General features: G+C 68.9%; 19 protein-coding genes and 1 pseudogene. 3 read left to right on the top strand and 17 right to left on the bottom strand.

The window, feature by feature from the left end:
* Positions 1-40 precede the first annotated feature (40 nt).
* Complete coding sequence (locus tag AB0J87_RS41735; RefSeq protein ID WP_363975534.1) at positions 41-1,054, bottom strand: MerR family transcriptional regulator; 1,014 nt, start codon at positions 1,052-1,054, stop codon at positions 41-43.
* 402 nt (positions 1,055-1,456) lie between these two features.
* Here AB0J87_RS41735 and AB0J87_RS41730 point away from each other — a divergent pair, with 402 nt between their 5' ends.
* Positions 1,457-2,965 (top strand): alpha/beta hydrolase, encoded by a 1,509-nt coding sequence (locus AB0J87_RS41730; protein WP_363975532.1) that lies wholly within the window; start codon positions 1,457-1,459, stop codon positions 2,963-2,965.
* Between the two features lie 10 nt (positions 2,966-2,975).
* On the opposite strand, the gene AB0J87_RS41725 is transcribed toward AB0J87_RS41730, so the two are convergent.
* The 13 genes and pseudogenes from AB0J87_RS41725 to AB0J87_RS41665 all read right to left on the bottom strand — a co-directional run bounded on the left by AB0J87_RS41725 (position 2,976) and on the right by AB0J87_RS41665 (position 15,903).
* Complete coding sequence (locus AB0J87_RS41725; RefSeq protein ID WP_363975529.1) at positions 2,976-3,614, bottom strand: AMP-binding protein; 639 nt, start codon at positions 3,612-3,614, stop codon at positions 2,976-2,978.
* Between the two features lie 159 nt (positions 3,615-3,773).
* Positions 3,774-4,601 carry a PhzF family phenazine biosynthesis isomerase gene (locus tag AB0J87_RS41720; protein ID WP_363975899.1) on the bottom strand — a complete coding sequence of 276 codons (828 nt, stop codon included), beginning with the start codon at positions 4,599-4,601 and terminating at the stop codon, positions 3,774-3,776.
* Between the two features lie 215 nt (positions 4,602-4,816).
* Positions 4,817-5,935 carry a hypothetical protein gene (locus AB0J87_RS41715; protein ID WP_363975526.1) on the bottom strand — a complete coding sequence of 373 codons (1,119 nt, stop codon included), beginning with the start codon at positions 5,933-5,935 and terminating at the stop codon, positions 4,817-4,819.
* 80 nt (positions 5,936-6,015) lie between these two features.
* On the bottom strand, positions 6,016-6,861 hold the full coding sequence (locus AB0J87_RS41710) for an acetylxylan esterase (protein ID WP_363975523.1): 846 nt from the start codon (positions 6,859-6,861) through the stop codon (positions 6,016-6,018).
* Between the two features lie 4 nt (positions 6,862-6,865).
* Entirely contained in the window at positions 6,866-7,804 is a 939-nt protein-coding gene (locus tag AB0J87_RS41705; protein ID WP_363975520.1) for an acetylxylan esterase, read from the bottom strand.
* Between the two features lie 36 nt (positions 7,805-7,840).
* Positions 7,841-8,932, bottom strand: a complete 1,092-nt coding sequence (locus AB0J87_RS41700) for an ABC transporter ATP-binding protein (protein ID WP_363975517.1) — start codon at positions 8,930-8,932, stop codon at positions 7,841-7,843.
* A 3-nt stretch (positions 8,933-8,935) separates the two neighbouring features.
* Entirely contained in the window at positions 8,936-9,829 is an 894-nt protein-coding gene (locus tag AB0J87_RS41695) for a carbohydrate ABC transporter permease (RefSeq protein WP_363975514.1), read from the bottom strand.
* Positions 9,826-10,731 carry a sugar ABC transporter permease gene (locus tag AB0J87_RS41690; RefSeq protein ID WP_363975511.1) on the bottom strand — a complete coding sequence of 302 codons (906 nt, stop codon included), beginning with the start codon at positions 10,729-10,731 and terminating at the stop codon, positions 9,826-9,828. Before AB0J87_RS41690 ends, AB0J87_RS41695 begins: the two co-directional genes overlap by 4 nt.
* Positions 10,732-10,733: 2 nt before the next feature.
* Positions 10,734-12,062: an extracellular solute-binding protein gene (locus tag AB0J87_RS41685; RefSeq protein ID WP_363975508.1), complete on the bottom strand. Its 1,329-nt coding sequence runs from the start codon at positions 12,060-12,062 to the stop codon at positions 10,734-10,736.
* A gap of 10 nt (positions 12,063-12,072) precedes the next feature.
* Complete coding sequence (locus AB0J87_RS41680; RefSeq protein ID WP_363975505.1) at positions 12,073-13,377, bottom strand: helix-turn-helix domain-containing protein; 1,305 nt, start codon at positions 13,375-13,377, stop codon at positions 12,073-12,075.
* Positions 13,378-13,856: 479 nt separating this feature from the next.
* A pseudogene (locus tag AB0J87_RS41675) lies at positions 13,857-14,036 on the bottom strand (IS5/IS1182 family transposase); the annotation flags it as partial.
* A 334-nt stretch (positions 14,037-14,370) separates the two neighbouring features.
* Entirely contained in the window at positions 14,371-15,060 is a 690-nt protein-coding gene (locus tag AB0J87_RS41670; protein ID WP_363975502.1) for an alpha/beta hydrolase, read from the bottom strand.
* A 219-nt stretch (positions 15,061-15,279) separates the two neighbouring features.
* Complete coding sequence (locus AB0J87_RS41665) at positions 15,280-15,903, bottom strand: LysE family translocator (RefSeq protein WP_363975499.1); 624 nt, start codon at positions 15,901-15,903, stop codon at positions 15,280-15,282.
* A 110-nt stretch (positions 15,904-16,013) separates the two neighbouring features.
* On the opposite strand from AB0J87_RS41665, the gene AB0J87_RS41660 reads away from it, so the two are divergent.
* Positions 16,014-16,988: a LysR family transcriptional regulator gene (locus AB0J87_RS41660; RefSeq protein ID WP_363975496.1), complete on the top strand. Its 975-nt coding sequence runs from the start codon at positions 16,014-16,016 to the stop codon at positions 16,986-16,988.
* A 103-nt stretch (positions 16,989-17,091) separates the two neighbouring features.
* Here AB0J87_RS41660 and AB0J87_RS41655 read toward each other — a convergent pair whose 3' ends face one another.
* The 3 genes from AB0J87_RS41655 to AB0J87_RS41645 all read right to left on the bottom strand — a co-directional run bounded on the left by AB0J87_RS41655 (position 17,092) and on the right by AB0J87_RS41645 (position 19,595).
* Positions 17,092-18,087 carry a sigma-70 family RNA polymerase sigma factor gene (locus tag AB0J87_RS41655; RefSeq protein ID WP_363975493.1) on the bottom strand — a complete coding sequence of 332 codons (996 nt, stop codon included), beginning with the start codon at positions 18,085-18,087 and terminating at the stop codon, positions 17,092-17,094.
* Between the two features lie 125 nt (positions 18,088-18,212).
* On the bottom strand, positions 18,213-18,554 hold the full coding sequence (locus tag AB0J87_RS41650; RefSeq protein ID WP_363975490.1) for an EthD family reductase: 342 nt from the start codon (positions 18,552-18,554) through the stop codon (positions 18,213-18,215).
* Between the two features lie 48 nt (positions 18,555-18,602).
* Positions 18,603-19,595 carry an NADPH:quinone oxidoreductase family protein gene (locus tag AB0J87_RS41645; protein ID WP_363975487.1) on the bottom strand — a complete coding sequence of 331 codons (993 nt, stop codon included), beginning with the start codon at positions 19,593-19,595 and terminating at the stop codon, positions 18,603-18,605.
* A 198-nt stretch (positions 19,596-19,793) separates the two neighbouring features.
* Between AB0J87_RS41645 and AB0J87_RS41640 the strand changes: the two genes are divergently transcribed.
* Positions 19,794-22,190: a hypothetical protein gene (locus tag AB0J87_RS41640; RefSeq protein ID WP_363975484.1), complete on the top strand. Its 2,397-nt coding sequence runs from the start codon at positions 19,794-19,796 to the stop codon at positions 22,188-22,190.
* The last annotated feature ends 527 nt before the right edge of the window (positions 22,191-22,717 follow it).

The raw sequence follows: 22,717 nt of genomic DNA, 5'->3' as shown, positions 1-22,717 counted from the left end.
GGGTGCCGTTGACCAACATGGCACCAGCCGCCATCGGTCGTTAGGGAGTCGGCGGGTCCACGGCGCGCATGGCGTCGGCGATCCAGGCATAGGGCATGGAGTCATGGTCCTCCTCGGTCGCAGTCCCGTTGATCCGCGCCACCAGGGACAGGTACCGGCCGTGAGCGTCGTCGTAGACAGGGCTCTCGGAGGTGGCTGCCTCTTCGGCGATCTGGCGCATGATGTCGGGTATCTGCTGGAATCCATCGGCCATCCGGTTTCGGACTTCGGGGGTGAGCGGCGTGCCGGCCAGCGCGTTGGCCGCTTCCATGAAGCGCGTGACGGCCTGCTGGGCCCAGGAGGACCGGGGAGACTCTCCGGCACGGTACGCGGCGAGGAGTTCCTCCATGAGCCGGGCCCCACTCACATGCATGAAGTCCTGAAACGGCTCGGTCGCCAGGGCTCGGGTCTCCGGTGTGGACCAGGTGTCTTGCAGGTAGGTGCGGACCGCGTCGCGGAACGCCGGGTCCCGCACCAGGTCGGCCAGGTCGATCCACGCCTCGAGCTGGGCGGCCGTGGGGTCCGCGGGCAGGACCGGGCGCATCGTCCGCAACCGGTCGACGAAGCCCTCGGGGACGTCCAGATCCTCGCCGACGTCGTTCCAGAAATCGTCGATGGTCTGTTCGCGTTCCTCGTCGGTCATCCAGACGAGCTTGTGCATCAGGTCGGCCTGAGCGGTGCCGCCCTGTTTGATCAGGGTCCTGAGCACCGCCCGCCTGGCCCGCAGGGTGCGCTCCTGGCGCTCGACGAACTCCAGGTGCGTGGTGAGCAGGTCGGGCAGGGTCGTGCCGCCTTCGAGCAGGCGGCGAATCACCTCCAGGTCGGTGTCCAGCTCGCGCAGAGTGCGGACGAGTTCCAGCCGGGCGATAGCGTGGATGTCGTACATCCGGTGGCCGGCGTCGTTCAGGTCCGTGGGCTCGATCAGCCCGGTGTCGGCGTAGAACCGGACGGCGCTCACGCTCAGGCCGCTGCGGCGCGCGGCGTCTCCGATGGGGTACAGCTCGTAGTCGTTCATGGGGCCACTCTGGTATCTCAAGCCGCTTGAGGCGCAAGCCGATTACCACCGATGTCCTGAGTGCCCAATCAGCTTCCCGCTTCTGGCATCTCGGCTCGCGCCGTTGGTTGTTCGACGGCAGGGCGGCCCGTCGCGAGTTCGGGAACGTACTTGTAGACGCCGAGTAGGCGGGCGATGGACGCGACGGGCCGCGCGTTCGACATCGAGAAGACCCGCGCCGGCCGGATCGCCTTGCACTTGTCGTAGTGCCTGCGTCACGGCGTGGACTGGTCGAGCCCGAGGCTGCCGCGGTTGACGGCGATGATGCGGTGGCCGGCGGACGAGCCGACGGTTATGGCGGGGTTATGTGGGTGGTCGCATGATCTTGAAGTCGCCGGCCCCGTCTCGACCGCGAAGGATCGTATGACGAATCACATCTTGCTCGCAGCCGTTTCGTCCCTGGTCATCAGCCTCCTTCCAGGAGGCGTCGCCAGTGCCGCCGCTTCCTCGCAGACGATCATCTGGGCACCGTGCCCCGAGGACACGACCGCCGAATGCGGCACGCTGAAGGTGCCCGTCGACTGGGACACCCCGGGCGGCGCCACTGTCGACGTGGCGGTGGCCCGGCGCAAGGCCGCCACCCCGGACGCCCGGGTCGGCTCCTTGGTCGTCAACCCCGGCGGGCCGGGCGGCTCCGGTGTCGACTTCGTGGTGCACGGCAGCAGTTACTTCAGCGCCGAGCTTCGCGGCCGCTTCGACATTGTCGGGTTCGACCCGCGCGGGGTGGGACGCAGCCACCCGGTGATCTGCTCGGCGGCGCTGGTGCGTGAACGTCCACACCCGCTTGTCAAGAACCAGACGGACATGGACGCCTGGGTGTCGTTCAACCAGCGGCTGCGGGAGGACTGCCGGGCGCGCACCGGACCGCTGTACGACCGCGTGAGCTCGCTGGACGTCGCGCGTGATGTGGAGGCTCTTCGGGCGGCGCTGGGCGACGACAAGCTCACCTATTACGGCGTCTCGCACGGCACCCTGATCGGCCAGGCATACGCCGAGCGCTTCCCCGGCAAGGTCAGGGCGCTCGCGCTCGACTCGAACTTCGACCATAGCGTGAACACCGCGAGCTACCTGAACACCACGGCCACCCATACGGCAGGGGCGTTCGACCAGTTCGTCACCTGGTGTGAGGCAACGGCGTCGTGCGCGCTGAACGGCAAGGACATCCGGGCGTTCTGGAAGAGGCTTCTTGAGCGGGCCGACCGCGGGGAGCTTCACGAGCCGGGTACGCCAGACGTACCCATGGACGCCTTCACGCTGGTGGACACGGCGTTCGCCGGACTTTACAACCCCAACTGGGCGGAACTCGCCCAGATGCTGGCCGCCATCGACAGCGGCAGCCCGGCGATGAGCGCCGCGAAGGACGAGGAGGTGGAGGTCAGTACGCCGGTGTTCTGCCAGGATTTCCACCTGCCGGTCGCCGACTACACGGAGTACGCCTCGCTCCTGCACCGGCAGGCGCCGCGGGCCAGGGATATGAGGTACAGCCCGCCCGCGCTGAGCCGGATCGCCGGTTGCCTGGGCCAGCCCACGCCCATTCCCAACCCGCAGCACCGGCTGCGTGTGGACGCCACCCCGCCCATCCTGCTGGCCTCTTCGCTGAACGACCCCGCCACCGGCTACCTGTGGACGCTCAGCACGGCCAAGCAGATCGGTGCCGAGGCCCGCGTGCTCACGTACGAGGGCTCGGGGCACAGCGTGTACGGCCGGAGCGAGTGCACTATGGGCGCGATCGACCGCTACCTGATCTCGCAGTCGGTCCCGGCCAACGGGGTCCGCTGCCCGGAGGCACGGCCCTCGATCATGCCCCGAATCCCCTACCGCCTTCTCGACGCGATCAAGCTCCCCGCGAGCACGCGCGCCGCCGGATGGTGAGCGGACGTGATCACTCGGCCTTGAGCCCGGCCATCGGCTGGTCGCCGCCGTAGGAGCGCAGGGCGAGCTTGTCGGGCTTGCCACCGGGTGTACGGGGCAACTCGTCGATGGTCCACAGGTGACGCGGCTCCGAACGTTCGCCGAGCCTGCCCCTGACCAGCGCACGTAGCGCCTGCAGATCCAGCTCCCGGCCTTGCGCCCGACCACGACCCCGCCAGGACCTCCTCACCCGCATGCGGCACCATGAACACCGCGGCCTCCACGACGGCCGGGTGCTCGGCCAGCACGTGCTCGATCGCATGGGAGTACAGGCCGGGCGCCGGTCGGTCCTCGACCCGGATCCGTCGCGGTCCAGGCGGCCGACGTCTCCAGTGCGCAGCCGGCCGTCACGCGGTACGACCACGCGATCCTCGTTGTCGAGACGCTCGCGCACCTGTTGCGGCGAGTGCGCCCACACCTCGCCGACGCCGTCGGTGGGCACCTCGCGGCCGTCGCCGTCACGTATGCTCAGCTCGACCCCGGGGGCGGCCCGCCCGACCGAGGCCGGCAGTTCGGGGCGCGCGTGCTCACTGGGCTGCAGCGTGGTCACCATCCCGCATTCGCTCGTGCCGTACGTCTGCGTCAGCGGCGACTTCTGGAACGAGCTCACCACTCGCGGTATCAAGACCGAGCGCCGAGCTCGACGCCGACAAGATCAGGTGCCCGGCGCGCGGTCCGGCAGTGTAGCAAGGGCGGCGGAAGCCGGTGCCGGTCCGACACTCCGCCCACGCGTCCGCATCGCCGGGCCCGTCGTCGGTCCGGACTGCTGTTACTGGATGGGCACCGCGGTGCCCGAGACCTTGACACGAGAGTCGTCGGAAGTGGTGGAACACGTCAAAAGGCTGGGCCGTCCCATGTCGACGCCCTGGTGAATGGTGAGAACGGTGTCATCTTTGAGGCGTCCCAGCGTACGTAGGTACCCGGTGAAGGCGGCGGCCGCAGCGCCGGTGGCCGGGTCCTCGACGACGCCGCCAGGAGGGAACGGGTTGCGGGCGTGGAAGACGGTGGGGGATTCGGGCCAGAAAAGGTGGACGGTGGTCCATCCCATGTCGGTCATGTGCTTGCCGAGGGCATCGAAGTCGTAGTCGAGATCAGCCAGGCGATGCCGGCTGGCCGCGGCCAGGACGAGATGGTGGTTGCCGGCGTAGGCGACGTGCGGCGGGTATTCGGGGTCCAGGTCGTCTGCCGGCCAGCCCAGCGCGTCCAGCGCGGCCCGTACCTCCTGCTCGGAGGCTTGGCGGCTGGAGGTGGGCGGACTGGTCAAAGTAGCGGTGAACCCACCGGTCGGATCTGCGGCGATCTCCACCGGGACCGGGCCTGCCTGGGTGGCGAGGTCCACGGTTCCTGGACCGATCTGTTCGCCGAGCGCGACCGAGGCGGCGATCGTCGCGTGGCCGCAGAAGGCGACCTCGGCCAGCGGGCTGAAGTACTGAATCCGGTACTGGCGCTCGTCCGTGGGGTGCAGAAAGGCCGTCTCGGAGTAGCCGAGTTCGGCGGCGATGGCGAGCATCTCCGCGTCTGACAACTTTCGGGCATCCAGGACCACTCCGGCGGGGTTACCGCCAGTGGGAGTGGTGGTGAAAGCGGCATACCTCATTACGTCGGTCATACGGTCATCATTACGTATGCGAGCCCGAATCGAATCGGCGGCTGCCCTCGGCGATGCATCGGTCGAGTCGATCACTGAACCCTTTTCATCCTCGCGCGCCCTGCCCGAGGTGGTGGTTCTGAAGGACGGCAATGGCCTTGCACAGGTGGCCGGCTTTGGAAGGGCTGCAGCATGGGCTGATCCAGGTTGGTCAGCGCTACCCGTCACGCGTCTCGTCCGGCTCGTTCGCCATCTCCAGGGCTCAGGTGCCGAACCAGTGCATCGAGAACCACCAGGTCCTCCCCCGGCTCGATCGTCTGCGGGTTCAGCGCGATCGCGTCGTCGGGTACGCCGGACACCCCGACCGCGATCCGCGGGTCCCCGTCCCACAAAGCCTGCACCAGCCCGTCCCGGGTCCAGCCGCTGGTTGTCAGCAATCGGACAACGGCTCGCCCGTGCGGCTGGCCCGCCTCACTCGGGTACCCGCGCTCGGCGACGACACCCGGCACTTCGCGCAAGCCGGCGATCCACCGGTCGACCATCTGCTCATAGCCCGCGAGCAGTGCCTCCTCGTCCTGCTCCAGCGTCCACTCGACCGCGGCGTACAGCCCGAGCAGCTCCTCCTTCCCGACCTTCATCCCGCGCCCGATCTGCTGATTCGGCGACGCATGCGCCCGGCACCTGTCGACGATCCACCGCTTCCCCAGCACCAGCCCGCTGGACTGCGGTCCGCGCAGCCCTTTCCCGCCGCTGAAGATCACGGCATCTGCACCGAGCTCCGTGGTGAATCGCCACAGCGAGGAGATCGGCGGAATCTGGGCCGCCGCATCCACGATCACCGGCACAGCCGGTGGACCGGCGGGGCCAGGGGATCCGGTGAGGTCCGGGGTGCCGGCGAGGGTCAGGCCGCCCGGAGTGCCGGCGGGGGTCGGGCCGGCCGAGGGGAGCTCCCGGGCGACTCGGATCACGTCCTCGATCGGCAAGGCATCCGCTGCGTAGTGGGCGCCGGCGAACCACAGTACGCAGGCGGGACGGCGTACCAGGGCGGCTCGGAGCTCCTCGATCGACGGGCCGACTTCTACGATGCGGACGCCTGTCAGGCGGGCCGCGTAGTCGTAGCCGTTGCGTTGGCCGGCGAACATGACGACCTCGGCCTCGGCCGGGAACGCCTGCGCGGGCTCACCGACACACGACGCGACCGTGAGGGTGATCGCCGCCGCGGCACCGGACGTCACGCAGGCCGCCTCGTTGCGGGTGAGCGCGGCCAGGCGCTCACCGACGTGGTCGTGGAGTTCGGGCAGGTCGACGAAGTGGGCCGCCCCTTCCGCCATCGCCTTCAGCACCGAAGGCGGCATCAGCGAGCCGCCCAGTGCGGTGAGTGTCGCGGAGGCGTTGATGACGGGCCGGACCCCGAACGGATTGGTCATGGGAGGAACTTCGACATCGGTGGCACGCCGGAGAGTTCGGCCAGCCAGGCATCCAGGAAGTCGTTGTCGGTGCCATCGAGGTGGGTCAGCTTGTAGACGCTCGCGGCAGGCAGGGCCTCGATCAGTGCGGCACACCAGTCGGGATCGTCGACGGCAAGCAACGTCCGAGCGGTCACCGCGGACGCATGCCGGACCGGATCGAAGTAGGCAAGAGTGTTGTCGACGATCTGCGCCGACGAGCCGGCACGCAGGTGGTCGTTGAGCTCCTCGAGCGGATAGCGGCTCGACTTCAGCCGTGCCTCTGCCGCCCGGTAGAACAGCAACTCCGAGACCCGGACCGCGCTGAACCCGGACCGCCGCGCCGCCGTCAGCACCGCCAGGTCGTTCCCACGCACGGCCACCCGCGCCGGATCGACCTCGTCCAGGCTCATCAGGAACTCCGCGGCCCGCAGGCAGTCCGCCGCGATCCCGCGATAGATGTACGACGCCGGGTCGTCGATGCCCATCGTCAACAATCCCGGGTACGCCGCCGAGAACCCTTCGTCGGCCAGCCGCTGACCACGGTGCACCAGGCCGAGCACGACGTACCGGCTCCGATCGTTCGGGTGCGGCATGTCGTTGACGCTCCCGTAGCGCGGCGTCTGCAGGAGCGCGGGGAACGGCCCGTCACCGGCCGGGATGCTGAGATGACCGAAGACGCGGTACGGCCCGGTGCTGGTGAGCCGCACGGTGTAGCTGGTCGCCTCGTCCGTCGTCCGCGCCGGCACCAGGTCGAGCACGGGCCGAGCAGGGATCGCGGCCAGCTCTTCGTCGACGGCGGACCAGTAGCTGTCGAAGTTCATCTGTTCACGACCCCGGGGTGAGGTGTTCGGCAAGGAAGTCCTCCACGATCCGCATCACGCCCGGCAGCCCGGCGTGGTGCGCGCAGTGCGGGTAGGTGTGCAAGGTGGTCTCACACGTCAGCACCCGCCGCAGCGCGAACCCGGTCTCCGGCGGGCACACGTCGTCCTCGAGCCCGAGGTACAGCAGCGTCGGCGCCCGCACCTTCGGCGCGAAGTTGAGCCCGTCGTAGTACGCGACCGTCTCCCGCACCCGGTCGACGTCCTTCGGGTGCACCCGCAGGTACTCGTTGATCTCCTCGTACGGATACGACCGGGTCAGTGTCGGCGCGGTCATGATCCCGCACAGGTACGGCGCTCCCGCCGCGACGCACCGGATCACGTCCGGCATGAGCGCGGCCGTCGAGATCCCGAGGCCACCGCCCTGACTCGACCCCTGCAGTCCGATCCGCAGATTGTCGACTTCCGGACGATCGAGCAGTACCTCGACCGCCCGCACCACGTCGAGGTAGAACCCGCGATACCCGTACGTGTTGTGGTCGACGATGTTGTGCGTCAGCAATCCCGGGTAGCCCGGGTTGAACACGTCGTTCGACCGCAGCTTTCCGCGCGGCGCCACCGCGAGCGCGGCGTACCCGAGCTCGGACCATTCCTTCGGGATAGTCGGCTCGGACACGTAGCCGGGGATCGTCACCAACGCCGGGCACTGAGCCGTATGCGGGGCCCGCCGATCGCGCGGAACGGTGTACCAGCCTGCGATCCGCAGGCCGCCATAGCTGGTGTAGCGCAGATCGTAGACGATCACCTTGTCCGTGGACAGCGACGGCATTTCGGTGAGGACCGGGTCCAGCGGGTACGACGCGCAGTCCGCCAGACCGGCCGCCCAGAAGTCGTCGAAGTCGTCCGGCAGCTCGACCTCGACGATCGCGTTCTCGGGGTTCCTCAAGAGCGTTCCTCTCGATGGGGGCATGCGGGGCGGTGCCTATACCCGCTTCGGTGCGTGCAGCGCGGTTCCGTCGGAGGCCTTGAACAAGTGCAGGCGGTCCTGGTTGAAGCCGACGTACACCGTGCTGTCATGACCCAGCCGGAACGGCACCGGGACGCGGGCCTTCAGCAGCTCGCCGCCGATCCGGACCGTGACGAGCACATCCGGACCGAGCGGCTCGGACACGAACACCTTCCCGGGCTGGTAGCCCGCGACCGGAGTCGGCGACAACGTCACGTCCTCCGGCCGGACGCCCAGGACGACGGCCGGGTCGTCCGGCGAAACGTCGTACCGGCCCAGCTCCTGGCTCAACGCGCCGCTGCGGAAGGTCCGGACGCCGTCGACGTCGGCCAGTTCGCCGGTGACGAAGTTCATCGGCGGCGAGCCCATGAACGACGCGACGAAACGGTTCGCCGGGCGTTCGTAGATCTCCGCCGGCGTCGCGCACTGCTGGACGACGCCGTCGCGCATCACCGCGATCCGGTCCGACATCGTCATCGCCTCGACCTGGTCGTGGGTGACGTAGATGAACGTCCGGGCGACGTCCACGTGCAGCCGCTTGATCTCCGCGCGCATCAGCACCCGGAGCTGCGCGTCCAGGTTGGACAACGGCTCGTCGAGCAGATACGCACCGGCGTCCCGCACGATCGCGCGGCCGAGCGCGACCCGTTGCCGTTGGCCACCGGACAGCTCGCGCGGCTTGCGATCCAGCAGGTCCTCGATGTCCAGCGTCCGGGCCGCCTGCAGCACCTGCTCGGCGATCGTCGCCTTGGGCACCCGCATCATCTTCAGCGCGAACCCGATGTTCTGCCGGACCGTCTTATGCGGGTAGAGCGCGTAGCTCTGGAACACCATCGCGACGTCGCGCTTGTTGGCCGGCAGCCAGCTGACGGGCTTGCCGTCGAAGAAGATGTTGCCCTCGGAGGCCCGTTCCAGGCCGCAGATCATTCGCAGGGTTGTCGACTTTCCACAACCGGACGGGCCGACCAGGGTGAGGAACTCCCGATCCTCGATGGTCAGATTCAGGTCCTTCACCGCGATCTTGCCGCCGAACGACTTGGTGACGCCTTCGAGTCGAACCTCTGCCATCTGTCAGCCCTTCACGGATCCGGCGGCCATGCCCTGGACCAGCTTGCGCTGGAAGAGCAGGGCCAGTACCAGGGGTGGGACGACCGCGAGCACGCCGGCCGCGGCCATCACGGTGAACTGGGTGTTGAAGTCGGTGGCGAAGTTCGCCGCCACCACCGGGATCGTCTTCGCCGCCTTCGTGCTGGTCAGGAACAACGCGAACATGAACTCGTTCCACGCGGTCATGAACGCGAACACCGCGGCCGCGACCAGCCCCGGCGCCGCGACCGGCAGGAACACCGACCACATGGCCCGGAACCAGCCGCACCGATCCACCCGGGCCGCCTCCTCGAGCTCGCGCGGCACCGAGCGGAAGAAGTCCTTCAGGATCCAGATCGTGATCGGCAGTGCGAACGTCGTGTACGAAAGGATCAGCGCCAGGTAGGTGTCCAGCAGCCCGAACGTCCGCATCAGCAGGTAGAACGGGATGATGATCGCGATCCCCGGCACCATCCGGGTGAGCAGGTAGAGCACCAGCAGCACCTGACTGCCGCGGAACTTCAGCCGCGAGAACGAGTACGCCGCGAACGTGGCCAGCACGAGATTCAGGATCGCCGTCGAGGTGGCGACGATCAGGCTGTTCCGCAAGGAGTACGGCGTCTCGTCGATCGCCCGGCCGCCGACGAGTTGCTGGGCCTCACTCGGATGAAGGAAACCGAGATAGTTCTCCAATGTCGGGTTGACCGGAATCCAGTGCGGCGGAACGGAGATCGCATCCACCTCGTGCATGAAGCTCATCGCGACGATCCAGTAGAACGGCAACACCAGATACAGCGCGAACGCGACCGCCAGCACGTACAGGACGATCTTCTTCCAGGGGATCCGGTAGCGCAGGGGAACCTTCACCATGGTGCTCATACCTCGAAGTTCCCCTTTCGGTAGAGCAGGCCGATGTAGCCGACCGAGATCAGGAGGGTGATCGCGGTGATCACCCAGGCGTAGGCGCTGCCCAGGCCGAAGTCGGTGAAGGTCAGGACGGTCTGCACGTCGAGCAGGGCGATGGTGGTGGTCGCGTCACCCGGTCCGCCACCGGTCAGCACGTAGATGGTGTCGAAGGCGCGGAACGCGTTCATCGTCTCGAGAATCAGCACGATCAGCAGCGGGTGCAGCAACCACGGCAACGTCACCTGGACGAACCGCTGCACCGCACCCGCTCGGTCGACGGTGGCGGCGTCGTACAGCTCCGAGGGGATCGTCGACAGTCCGGCGAGCAGGATGATGACCGAGAACGGGAGCGTGTTCCACACCTGGGCCAGTGCGGTGAACAGGAACGCGCCGGTCCCGGACGTCAGCCAGGCGTGATAGTCGTCGATCAGTCCGAGCTGCGTCAGCAGACCGTTCAGGGCTCCGGTCTTCGCGTCGAAGATGGTGCGCCACATCAGGCCGTTCACCACCCCCGGCATCGCCCAGGGCAGCAAAGCCAGGCTGAGCAACAGACCGCGGCCGCGGAACCGCTCGTTCAGCACCAGCGCCAGGATCAGCGCGAGTACGACGGTCAGCCCGAGCACCACGAGGACGAACAGGGCCGACACCTTCAGCGCGGACAGGAAGGCCTGATCGCTGAGCAGGGCCTGGTAGTTGTCGAAGCCGATGAACTGCTTCGCCCGCGGGCGCTTCAGGTTGTTCCGTTGCAGGCTGACCCAGAACGAGTACGCGATCGGGTAGGCGACCAGCAGGGCGATCACGATCATGGCCGGCGCGTTCAGCGCCCATGCCTTGGCGTTGTCGCCCAGCGGCCGGCGTTCGGCGAGGCCGGCCATCCTCAGTTGTACTTCTTCTTCAGCGTGTCAACGGTCTGCGCCAAGCTCGCCACCGCCGCGGACGGCTGCGTCTGGTTGCTCAGCACGCCCTGCACGACCTTGTGCAGCTCGATTTCGAACTCGGTGTACCACGGCACGCCGAGCACGTTGCGCGGCTTGGCGATCTCGCCCAGGTGGGCGTAGATCGCCGGGTCGGCGAACTTCTTCAGCGATGCGGTGACCTCCGGGTCGGTCGCCATCGACTTGTAGGCGAACCCGAGACCACGCTGCAGGAACCAGAACTTCGCGGTGTAAGGCTTCTTGTCCGCGTCGAGTCCACCCAGGTAGGTGAGCAGCTTGAACGCGTTGTCCTTCACCTCGGTGTCCTTGGCCAGCGCATAGAGCCGGGTGTTGCTGACCGTCCCGTGCACCTGACCGTCGAGGCTCGGTATCAGCGCCATCCGGATCTTGCCCGCGGCCTTGGACTTGGTCGCGTCGTTGTAGTCGCGGCTCGCGTACCGCGCGCCGATCGTGTACGCGTACCGGTTCGCCTTCATCGCGTTGTCGATCGGGACCGCCAGCAGCTGCAGGCAGGCCGGGTCGATCACCTTCGACTTGTTCGCCGCCTGCTGCAGCCAGGCGAAGACGTCCTTCACCACGGTGTCGGTGGTGTTCATGATCGGCGCCTGCTGGTCGTCGAACATGTTGCCGCCGCTGCCGAAGACCAGCGCCCACACCCAGGACCACCAGGTGTCGGACAGTTGCGCCGGTACGCCGATGGGGTACTGCAGGAGGCCGGCGTCCTTGATCTTGATCGCTTGCGCCTCCAGTTCCTCCAAGCTGGCAGGGGGTTTCGTGATTCCGGCCTTGGCCAGGATGTCGGCGTTGTAGGTCAGGCAGTTGGAGTCCGTGTAGTACGGCAGGCCGTAGCGCTTGCCCTGGTACGTCATCGCGGCCGCGTTGCCCGGGTAGATCGCGTCGTACACCTCGTCGACGCCGGCCATGCCGTCGAGCGGCTGCAGATAGTCCCCCTCGACCCAGGCCGCGAGGGAATCGTCGTACACGTAAAGGGCGTCGGGGCCGCCGCCGCCGGTGAACTCGGCGACTACCTTCTGCACGTACTGCGCACTCGTGATCGGGGTGTAGTTGACCTTGATGTTGCTGGTCTTGGTGAAGTTGTCGAGGTTCTGCTGGACGAGTGCGGCCTCGTAGTCCCAGCCCTCGAACTTCACGCTGCCGTCGCCGGAGCCTCCGGACTTGTTGTTGGAGCAGGCGGACAGCAGGGGCGATGCGGCGGGCAGGGCCAGGCCGAGGCCTGCGTACTTCAGGATCTGGCGGCGGTTGAACTCCATGGCTGTCCCTTCAACGCGGGGGGCGCAGTAGTGCTTGGGCGATGCGTAGGCGGTACAGACGCGTCGGGCGTCCTTTCGGATGGTGCTGAGCAGTGCCTTCGACGCTCACCAGGCCCCCGGCGTCGAGTGTCCGGATCAGTCGGCGCCCGCTCTGATCCGTGATGCCGAGATGGTCGGCGAGCTCACCGGGCGAGATCGCGCGACCTTCCAGTTCGTGGTCCAGTGCCGCCAACCGGGAGACGGTCGCGGCACTGAGGCCGACGGACTTCGCGAGCTGTTCGATGTCGTCGCCGTGTTCGCGGTAGGAGTAGCTGAGCGCCGCCCGGACCGGACCCATCGGGCCGATGATCACGCCGCTGTCCTCGATCAGGTAGCCGCATGGCCCGCTCTCCCGCTCGGCCCGGGCGGCCGCTTCTTCGGCCAGGGCCACACAGTTGCGGGCGGACGCTCCGACGCCGAACCCGGCCGAGACCTGCGCACCGAGCGCCGCGGCCGCCTCGGCGAGCGCGGGCACGGCGACCCAGTTGCGGGTGATGCGCTCGAACAGGGACTTGTGGGCGAAGACGATGACACCGCGCCGGCCGCGGTCCTCGATCCACGCGCCGGCGAACTCGGGGGTGTTGAGCAACAGATTCATCAGGCCGATCCGGGCCCGTTCCTCGTCCTGCGAATGCGAGATCAGGAAGACTCCGGCGGCGAAGCGTTGTGCGCTGGCTCGCTCGGACTCGATCCGGAGCGCGAGCTCGTGCAGCTCGGTCCGGATCGTCGCCGGCACCGGCATGCCGCTCATGATCGGGATCTCGCCGGACAGTTGCTCGCGGACGTCGGCGCGGACGCTGATCACGTAGCTGCGGTCGCCGAACCGGTGGTACGCGGAACGGTGGAACTCGACGATGTCCTCCACGGATTGCGTGGGGGCATACGGCAGGCAGTCGATGGCGTCGGCGTCGAGTTCGAGCGCGGTGGCGACCGCCTCGACCGCCTCGGCGGGAAAGGTGTCGATGCTGACGGGGGTACGACCCCAGCCACGATCCTGGGCGCGATAGAGCGCGAGGGTCAGGTCGAGCGCCGACGAGCGGATCACACCGACCGGGAGGCCGGGTGGGAGGAGTTCGCGGCTGGCCGTGTACGGGACCGGGCCTGCCAGGAAGCCGTCGAGCCGGGTCGTGCTCAGGAACTCGGCGACCTTGGCGCGGATCTCGTCCTCGTGGTCGTAGCTGACCCACTCCAGGTCGACCCCACCGAGCGTGTTCGCGGCTTCCCAGAACAACTCCCTGTGCGTCGAGTGGGTCACCACTCCGATCACAAGCGCCACGACGCCCCTTTGCGAACTAGGTTCGTAAATGACTCGTAAGTCCGATGCCGACCAAACTCCCCCGTCCCGGGGTCCAGGTCAAGGGATCAGCCCAAAGAAATTCCCCGGTAACAATCTGGCCGCCGAGGGCCAGCGGTGTACCGAAGGACGGGTGGCGGCCGGGTCAACGGGGACCGATGGGAGACTTCAGGCGGCGAGCGGGGTCCTGAGGATCTTGGTGGGTGGGTCGATATGAGCTGGCCCGTCCGCTGGTTGTGGTGGTTCAGGCGAGTCCCCACTTGATGAGGCGGCGGAGGTCAAGGGCGGCGGCGCGGTCGTTTAGCCGGCGGTCGTCGGCTTGGGCGCCGCGGTAGGGCAGGCGGCATCGGCCAGGATCCGCAGCGGTCCGCGCTCGTGGTCGAGCAGGTCGGGGGCGACGGCGGCGTGGCGGGCCTCGGAATCGATCGTCCAGGTCCGGGCCGGTCAGGCGGTCCAGCAGGGTGAGCGTCGGCGACCAGCCCGCTCACCAGGGTGGCCTTGGCCTCCTCATCGTCCCAGGCGGTCTTCGGCTTGCCGGGGTCGGCGTAGTCGTGGACATGCCAGTGCGCCGCGACGAGCGCGGCGGCCCCAGGTACCTGGCGGGCCACCCGGCGGATCGCGGCGATCAGCTGGGGGATGGTGTGGGGCTCGAATATTCAGCCACAGCGTCCGACCTGCGGTTCGCAACGCCAAAAGATCTGCAAGCCTGCCAAGGACTGCAGATCAGTGCATGAATCGAATATTCGAGTCCTGCACGTTGATACCAAGATCCCGCGCGATCAGGTTCGCAGCTGCTTGGCGAGATGCGCCAGGGCGGGCAGGCGGACGACCTGCCGCGCCGAGTCCGCCGGCCGCTCGTGGGAACGGTGGCGACCGATCACAACAAGGGGGCACGGCCGCGATGCAGGTGAGCACGGGAACCCCGACAGCCGGTGGACACGGGCGGGGTGTCCACCGAGGCTGCGGGCCGTTCGCTCAGCCGCCGGCGGCCGCCTTCTTGATCAGTTCGGCGACGGCCTCCGGCCGGGAGATGTAGATGGCGTGGCTGCCGTCGACTTCGATCACCGTGGCACCCGCACGCTCGGCCATCGCCCGCTGAGCCGGCGGCGGGATCGTCTGGTCACCGGTGGCCACCAGGTACCAGCTGGGCTTGGAGCGCCAGGCAGGTTCGGTGACGGCGCCGCCGACCGCGCCGACGCCCCACGGCACCTGCGAGTCGGCCATGAACGCGGCCTGCTCCGCGGGCAGGTCACCCGCGAAGGCGCCGTGGAACTTGTCCCGGTCGAGAACGAGGAACCCGTCGCCCAGGGGCACGATCGGCGGCGCCGGCGCGCCCGGCGGCGGGTCGGCGATGAGCGTCTGCACGGATTCCCCCTTGTCGGGCGCGAACGCGGCGACATAGACAAGTGCCGCAACTCGCGAGTGGGTGCCGGCCTCACTGATGACCGAGCCGCCGTAGGAATGCCCGACGAGCACGGTCGGGCCGTCCTGACGGTCCAAGATCTGCCGGACGGCCTCGGCGTCGCCCTCCAGCGTCAGCGTGGGGTTCTGGACAACGCTGACCCGGTAGCCGTCCCGCTTGAGCAGGTCGTACACCGCCTGCCAGCCCGATCCATCGACGAAAGCGCCGTGCACGAGCACGACGTTGACTGCGGTGGGCGTCATGACGCATCCTCCTTGCTTACCTGTGCGATGCGGACGTGACTGGACTTCGGCATCCACCCGTGCGCTCTGACGGGTGCATCGCCTCGTCACTCACGTCCGAAGCGTATGAGTGCGTACTGGATAGGCACTGACCAGAAACTGACCCCAGCGGACGGCCCCTTTCCTTACACCCGCGTGGCCCCGGGCGGTCGGGTGCTGGAAGAAGGACCGGCCCGGCCCTCAGACACCCGCTACCACCGCGGCGCCCAGCCCCAGCAGGACGACGCCGGTGGTCACGCTGAGTCCCCGCAGGACGGTCGGCTGCGACACCAGGGCGCGCCCACGGCTGACGGCCCAGGTGAGCACCATGTACCAGGAGGCGCTGACGAGCGCCCACAGGGCTCCCAGGGCGACGGTCGACAGGAACACCGGGCCTTCCGCGGTCACGAACTGGGGCAGCACCGAGACGGCGAACACGCCCGCCTTGGGGTTGCCGAGGTTGGTGATCAGGCCGGTGAGATATCCGCCCGCGAAGCCGGTGCTGCGCCCGCCCTCGCGGGGCGGGCGGGTGGAGACGGTGGTGAGCGCGGTCCGCAGCGTCTTCACCCCGAGGATCATCAGCACGATGCCGCCTGCGATCCGGAGCACCGCGTACGCGGTGGGGCTGGCCAGCAGGACGGCCGACAGCCCGGCCGCGGCGGCCGTGGACCACAGCAGGAAGCCGCTGGCATTGCCCGCGAGCGTGCCTCGGAGCGTACGTTGGCCGCCTTCCAGAACCTGCCGGATCATCAGGGCTTGACTCGCGCCTGGCAGCATCGCCAGCAGCAAGGTGGTGGCGATGAAAACGGGCACATGCGTGGGCATGGGAAAAGAACCCCTTCCGGGGATTGCGACCGATGGGTGTACCACCAGGCTTCCTGCCTCACGCCCCTAAGAGAAGTTAAAAGAGAAGGGTGCAGCGTTAGGATTAGTGAATGCTGGTGGATCCGGGACAGCTGCGGCTTCTCGCGTTGATCGAGCGGCACGGCTCCCTGACGGCGGCGGCTCACGCACTCCGGCTCACGCCCGCGGCGGTCACCCAGCAGGTGGCCAAGGCCGAGCGCGACTGGCAGGTGCCCCTGGTCATCCGTGGTCCTCGCGGAGCAACGCTCACCGCGGCCGGTGCGCTGCTCGCCTCCCACGGTCGGACTGTGGAGGAGGCATCGGACAGGGCCGAGGCGGAACTGGCCGCTTTGCTCGGCCACCTCTCGCTCCGTCTGCGGATCGGGACGTTCCAGGCGGCTGCCCTGCACCTGCTGCCACCCGCCCTGACGGCCCTGCGGCACCGCCATCCGGACGCCGACGTCTCGGTCGTGGACGTGGTGTCCGGACGCGGAGCGGACGAGATCAGCGCGGGGCGCCTGGACCTCGCCATCGTCGCGTCCTGGGGCACACCGCTCGCGCCGCCCCCACACCTACGGGCCCACTCGCTCCTGTTGGACCCGATGGTCGTGGTTCTTCCCGATGACCACCCGCTGGCCACCGGGCAGCCCGCGGACACCGAACTTCACCTGGAACAGCTGCGCGACGAATCGTGGGTTTCCATCCTGGCCGGCCATGCCGCCCGCGAACAGTTCCACGACGCTGCCCGCGAGGCCGGCTTCACTCCCACCGTGCGGTTCGAGACCGAGTCCTACGACGTCGCCCAGGCCCTCGTCGGCACAGGCATCGCAGTCGCCCTGGTCTCGCGCCTGGCCCTGACCCATGCGCCTGGCACCACCCATCGCGAACTGGCCCACCCCAGGCCCTACCGCCGGCTCTACGCCGTGACCAAAACCGACGCCAGCCTCACACCACTCGCAGACATGCTCATCGACCTCCTACGTGATGTCGCCCGCGACATCACCGCCACCTGGGAGGCTCCCCTCCAAGAAGGGCAACGCTCATCGAACTCACCGCACGGAGCCTGAAAAGCCCCCGGTTCTGAATCGACACCGCCTGGTCCGGAGCGGCCGGCCCCGCTCCGACCGACCATCGACGCCGGCAGCCGGCCCGGCTGGGCCCGTTGGCGGGTCAGTGCGCGAGCACGTCCGGGAAGCCGAACGTCGCGGCCAGCGCGGGATCGTGGAACTTGATCACGCGGGAGACGCCGGTGGCGGTGGGGGCCAGCACCACGACGCCGTCGGCTCGGAGAACGCCGTCCGCATCCCGGTGGTACACGACGGCGGCGGGTTGGCCGTTGGCGGTGGTCGCGATCATCCGCCAGTCGCCCGGTGTGCCCAGCACGTACGCGTCGAGCATGTGGATGCACCTCGCCCGGCCCGCCTGCCATTCGCGGAATGGCGTCGCCTCCAGCGTGGCGTCCGTGCGCAGCACCTGTTCCAGCAGGCCGGCATCGGAGCGCTCGAAGGCCGCGATGTAGCCGTCGAGCAGCGCGCGTGCCCGTGGGTCGGTCGGTTCGAGCAGTTCCGCGGGCTCCGGCTTCAATTCGTCCAGCCGGGCACGGGCGCGCTGCAGCCCGCTCTTGACCGCCGCCGTGGTGGTGCCGAGGATCTCCGCGGTCTCGGCCGCCGAGAACGCCAGCACCTCGCGCAGGATGAGGATCGCACGTTGGCGGGCGGGCAGGTGCTGCAGGCTCGCGATGAGCGCCAGCCGCAGCGACTCGCGTTCGACCACCACCGCAGCCGGATCGTCGGCGGGCGGGGCGATCCATGCGTCCGGCAGCGGTTCCAGCCACGAGACCTCGCCCGGCGCCATGGGACTCGGCGGGCGATCGGGTCCGTCGTACGAGCCTGTCAGGCCTGAGGGCAGCACCCGGATCGGGCGCGGCTTCAACGCTGTCAGGCAGACGTTGGTGGCGATCTTGTAGAGCCACGACCGGATCGACGCCCGGCCCTCGAATCCGGAGTAGGACCGCCACGCCCGCAGATAGCTCTCCTGCACCAAGTCCTCGGCGTCGTGTGCCGAGCCGACCATGCGGTAGCAGTGGGCCAACAGCTCCCGGCGGAACCGCTCGGTCTCGGTGGTGAACCGGTCTCGATTCGGTGCCACCCGCAGATGCGATGTCACGCCGCGAGCCTAGTGCTGCCACACGTGTGAGCGTGGTCCACGTGGCGATGCCTCCGGCAACGCCAGGCCCCGCCTCGGCCACCATCGACGACGCGGGTACTCTCCCGGAAAGGCGGCATCTGCGATCAGACCTCGTCGAGTTGCAGGATCATGCCGCGGAAGGTGGCGTAGCGGGCCAGGTTCGCCACGGCATCCTCGGCGGTGCGCCGGCCGATCTCGGACCCGAGCGCGGCTTCCAGCGCAGCCATGTCGTCCCAGTCCAGCATCACGACCATGTAGCACGGCTCGCCGATCACGGCTGCCGGCTCATGACTGCGCGTGTAACGGCGCAGGCCCGGATACTGTTTCGCCAACGGGATGTGGACATCGGTGTAGTGACGTTCGAACGCGTCGACGTCGGAGGGGGCGTCGTACATCACGACGAATCGCGCCACCTGCTTGGCGGCCGGGTCCACGGTTGCAGTCATCTGTTTCAACTCCTGTCAGGGGAACTGGCTCAGTACAAGGGGGCCTTCTCAGGGCAACAGGGCCAGTTTGCCGACGGTGGCCCTGGCTTCCAGTTCCGTCAGCGCCTTCGGGCCGTCGGCCAGTTCGTACACGGTGGGCAGGCCGGGGGCGAGCACGCCGGCCGCGATCAGCGCGGACAGCTCACCCATGAGCTCGCCGAAGATCTGCGGCGCGGCCTGGATCAGCACGCCGATATTGAGGCCGATGACGTGGACCTGGTGCTTGTACACCAGCTCCCAGTTGGTGATCGGGGCTTCGCCGCCTGCCACGCCGTAGACGACGACCCGGCCGGTGACCCGCTTGGCCGCGGCCAGGCTCGCGGCGAAGGTGACGCCGCCCGCCGACTCCAGGACCACATCGGCGCCGGAACCGCCGGTCAGCTCCGTCACCTCGGCGGCGAGGTCGCCGCCGAGAGAGTCCAGGACGTGGTCGGCTCCCAGCGCCAGCACTGTCTCGTGCTTGCCCGGCGAGGCGGTGGCGATGACGGTCGCACCGTAGTGCTTGGCCATTCTCACCGCAGCCTGGCCGGTCCCGCCCGCCGCGGCGTGGATCAGCACAACGTGCCCGGCAGCGATGCCGCCCAGAGGCTTGAGCGCGGCCAGCGCGGTGGGCCAGTTCACGACCAGGCCCAGCGCCTGCTGCTCCGTCCAGCCCGAAGGCACCGGCACCGCCGCAGCGGCGGGCAGGACCATGTACTCGGCGAAAGCGCCGTCTCCGACGCCGACGACACGGGCCCCCGGTTGCGGGCCGGTCACCGCCTCACCCACCGCGACGACCTCACCTGCGGCCTCGAAACCCGCCAGGTACGGTGGCCGCGGGCCGTCCAGGAACGTGCCGTGGGCCTTCGAGATGTCGGCGAAGTTGACCCCGGCGGCGGTGACGCGGATCAGGACCTCGCCCTGGCCGGGGCTCGGCACCGGCGCGTCGGTGATCAGACGCATGTCCTGCGGGCCGTTCAGGGAAGTCTGCTGCAGCGCGCGCATGGTCGCGGGAATGCTCATTGGCGATCAGGCCTTCTGTCTCGGCGTACATGAGAGAGACCGACCGGCCCGTTGCGCGGGCCGCGCCTCTCACCATGTAGACCCCGGCCACCACAGAAAGGAATCGACCCCTTCGTCTGCCGGCGCCGCGCTCCCTTTCACCATGGCTGAGGGTGAACCGCTGGTCCGGCCGACGCGTGATCATTAACATCGTCGGACGTGGCACCAGAGATTCTCCCGGGCGGGACGGCGGCCGCCGACGGGGACAAGGCTGACGCCTCCGAGCACGGTCGTATCGCCGACGAGATGCTGGACCGGTGGGGTGGGCTGGCCTCCGGGCTGCCGCTGCTGGGCGCCGCCTCGGACGAGGAGGACGAGTACGGTTTGCGGCATCTGGTTCGGCATTTGGCCGCGGCGGGCCGTGACGAGGACGTGCACCGCCTGCTGGCCTGTGAGCGTCCCGCTCCGGGACGGGCCGGCGCGGTGAACACGTGGTTCGACGCCCGCGACCGCATCGGCCAGGCCGACGGCTACCTCGCCGACCTGGAGCTCGCGCGGCGTCTGGCCCGCAAAGCCACCGACGTCGCCATCGCCGCCGGTCGGACGGCCCCCTCGCTCGGGTTGGAGATGCGTTACGCATTGATGGCGGTCTGCGCGCGGTTCACGGGGACCCGCACCTACGACGAGCTGCCCCCGATGCTGGTCGAAGCCGGGATCTGGGACGTCACGCGGGCGCTGACCGCCGCGCGGCGCGAAGACGGAAACGAGCGGCGCGCCGGGTACCTGTCCGCGCTGCTGCCTCACCTGCCGGCCAAGGACCGGCAGCAGGTGCTGCACGAACTGCTTCACCCGGGATTCCCGAACGTGCTCCGCGAGGTGTGGCCGCAACTGAAGGCGGATGAGTTCGCCCACGTTCTGACCGTCCTGGAAAACGACGACCCCTGGTACGTGAGTCATCAGCTGGAGGAGCTCGCCCCGCACCTGCCGCCCGAGCTGCTGGGACGGGCGGTCGCTCTGGCCGTGGCGCTGCCCCTGGACCATCGCCGTGACCAGGCCCTGGCGGCGCTGGCTCCTCACCTTCCGCCCGCGCTGGCGCGTGCGGCCCTGCCCGCCGCGATGGAGCTGGCGGATGTACGCGACCGGGCCCGCGTGCTGTCCGAGCTGATCCCGCGGCTCCCGGACCAGGACCGGCCGGAGACGCTGACCGCGCTGCGCGCCGCCGTCGCCGCGATCGATCCTCAGGCCGAGGTGAGGCTGTGGCGCTGGGGCGAACTGCTGGCCCTGCTGCCCGCGGCGAAACGCCCGGCGGCCCTGGCCGACCTCCCGGCCGACTCGTGGGACCGCGCCGAGCTCCTGATGCACGCGGCCGAGCGCGTACCCGTACGGGAACGCGCCCCACTGTCGGCCGCCGCCCTGACAGCGGCGCGCGACATCGCCGATCCGCTGGTCCGGGCCCGCGTCCTGATCCAGCTCGCCGAGCTGCTTCCCCTCGAAGAGCAGGCCGCCGCGCTCGCCGAGGCACACACGGCGTCGCGCGAGATCACCGAACCGCCCTACGGCGCGTGGGTGCTCACCGAAATGCTCGAACCGCTGCCCGCCCACCAACGGCACGCTGTGCTGGCCGAGGCGCTGACGATCACACGGTCGCTGCCCGCCTACGACGTCGACGACGGCCGAAGAGACTGGGACGACCGCGCGCGGCTTCTCATGGAGATCTCCACCTGGCTGTCCCCCGACGAGGCCGAGGAGGTGCTCGCCGAAGCCCTCGACCTGATTCGCGCGGTCGACGACGAGGACCAGAGATTCCACGGCCTCCTCGCCATCGCCGAACTCCTGACCGGACGACGGCGCCACGCGGCCATGGCCGAGGCGCTGGACATCCGGCTCGAGGACGTCGACTACGAGAACTACTTCCACGGTCAGCTTGCGCGAATGGCACCACTCCTGCCTGAGGACCTCATGGTCAGAGCACTGAACGAGCTCCATGGACTGAACCGCCCGGGATACCTGGGCCGCACCCTGCTCGGTGTCGCCGAGCACCTGTCCGGCCTCGCGGTCGACCGCGGCCTGGACATCGCCCGCGAGCTCACCGAACGCCCCCATTACCAGGCTGCCGCGCTCGCCGCCCTCGCCGACCGGCTGCCCTCCGCCGAACGCCACGCTGTCCTGCGCGAGGCCGAGGCCATGGCTCGCAAGAATCGGCAGGGCATGGTCCACGTCGCGCGCCGCGTCCCGATCGGACGCCGTACCGCGCTGCTCGCCGAGGAATTGACTTTCCGCCAACGCGGCTTCCGGGCTGACCAGGACGAGGCGCTGGCCTCCCTCCCCGACGAGGCGGCCCGTCCGGTCCCGTTCGCGTATGTCCCGGTGCCGGTTCTGGACCGCAGATGGGACGAGGAGGGGCAGATCCTGCTGCGCCGGGCTCAGCGCGCATGGCGGCGCGGCGCGGGCCGCACCGTGGTGATCGGGATCGTCCGTACGGCGCTCGAGAAGTACGGCCACCAGGATCCCCCGGGCTCGGCCGCCCTGACGAGCGCCGCCCGGGACCTCGGCGGCCCCCTGGCCGAATGCGAGTATCGAAGAGCCGTGCACGACATCTATCGCTGGTGGCCTTAGGGGGTCCGTGGCGGCTTCAGCGAGAACCGGCCCCCACGCCACGGACAGTCTCGAGGCGACCGTGACTTGGAGCGACGCCCCAGGCGTTGATGTTGGGGCCGTCACTTACCGTTGGACGGACCTGGAGGGCGACGGGAGTTGCCAAGGCCATTGGCGCTCGCCGTCGGGGTGAACAAGTTTCCCGGAAGCGAATACCGCATACTCCGCCCTCCATCCGTAACGGTAGTCCGGGTCATCGGCAAACGGCAGCGCCAGGGACCTGACCTGCAGGCACGGCCATGCTTCGACGCTGATGTCGTGGTAGCTGCCCCATGTGTCGAGCTGGTGTGTACGGCCGTGCCGCTTCTCGTACGGCGCTGCGGCCTCCCTGACGGCCGCCCCCGCTCTCGATGTATGCGGAAGCCAGATCAGCGCCGCCCCGTACACCCGCCCGCGCCCTGTACCGCGTTCAACCGGCCTGGCCACTGGTCACCCGCACCGGCTTGGCGAAGTCACCAGCCCGCGGGTCGGGAGTCGGAAAGATCGCG

It is taken from the genome of Nonomuraea sp. NPDC049625, assembly GCF_040675285.1.
Classification (GTDB): Bacteria; Actinomycetota; Actinomycetes; order Streptosporangiales; family Streptosporangiaceae; genus Nonomuraea; species Nonomuraea angiospora_A.
Note: the sequence above shows the minus strand (reverse complement) of the source record. Positions and strands in the feature narration are given on the sequence as shown.

Bases quoted from the DNA above. Each gene is read 5' to 3' on its own strand.
- AB0J87_RS41650 (WP_363975490.1), bottom strand. From the start codon at position 18,554: ATGACTGCAACCGTGGACCCGGCCGCCAAGCAGGTGGCGCGATTCGTC.
- AB0J87_RS41645 (WP_363975487.1), bottom strand. From the start codon at position 19,595: ATGAGCATTCCCGCGACCATGCGCGCGCTGCAGCAGACTTCCCTGAAC.
- AB0J87_RS41665 (WP_363975499.1), bottom strand. From the start codon at position 15,903: ATGCCCACGCATGTGCCCGTTTTCATCGCCACCACCTTGCTGCTGGCG.
- AB0J87_RS41720 (WP_363975899.1), bottom strand. From the start codon at position 4,601: ATGAGGTATGCCGCTTTCACCACCACTCCCACTGGCGGTAACCCCGCC.
- AB0J87_RS41690 (WP_363975511.1), bottom strand. From the start codon at position 10,731: ATGGCCGGCCTCGCCGAACGCCGGCCGCTGGGCGACAACGCCAAGGCA.
- AB0J87_RS41700 (WP_363975517.1), bottom strand. From the start codon at position 8,932: ATGGCAGAGGTTCGACTCGAAGGCGTCACCAAGTCGTTCGGCGGCAAG.
- AB0J87_RS41730 (WP_363975532.1), top strand. From the start codon at position 1,457: ATGACGAATCACATCTTGCTCGCAGCCGTTTCGTCCCTGGTCATCAGC.
- AB0J87_RS41670 (WP_363975502.1), bottom strand. From the start codon at position 15,060: ATGACGCCCACCGCAGTCAACGTCGTGCTCGTGCACGGCGCTTTCGTC.
- AB0J87_RS41685 (WP_363975508.1), bottom strand. From the start codon at position 12,062: ATGGAGTTCAACCGCCGCCAGATCCTGAAGTACGCAGGCCTCGGCCTG.
- AB0J87_RS41660 (WP_363975496.1), top strand. From the start codon at position 16,014: ATGCTGGTGGATCCGGGACAGCTGCGGCTTCTCGCGTTGATCGAGCGG.
- AB0J87_RS41695 (WP_363975514.1), bottom strand. From the start codon at position 9,829: ATGAGCACCATGGTGAAGGTTCCCCTGCGCTACCGGATCCCCTGGAAG.
- AB0J87_RS41735 (WP_363975534.1), bottom strand. From the start codon at position 1,054: ATGAACGACTACGAGCTGTACCCCATCGGAGACGCCGCGCGCCGCAGC.
- AB0J87_RS41710 (WP_363975523.1), bottom strand. From the start codon at position 6,861: ATGAACTTCGACAGCTACTGGTCCGCCGTCGACGAAGAGCTGGCCGCG.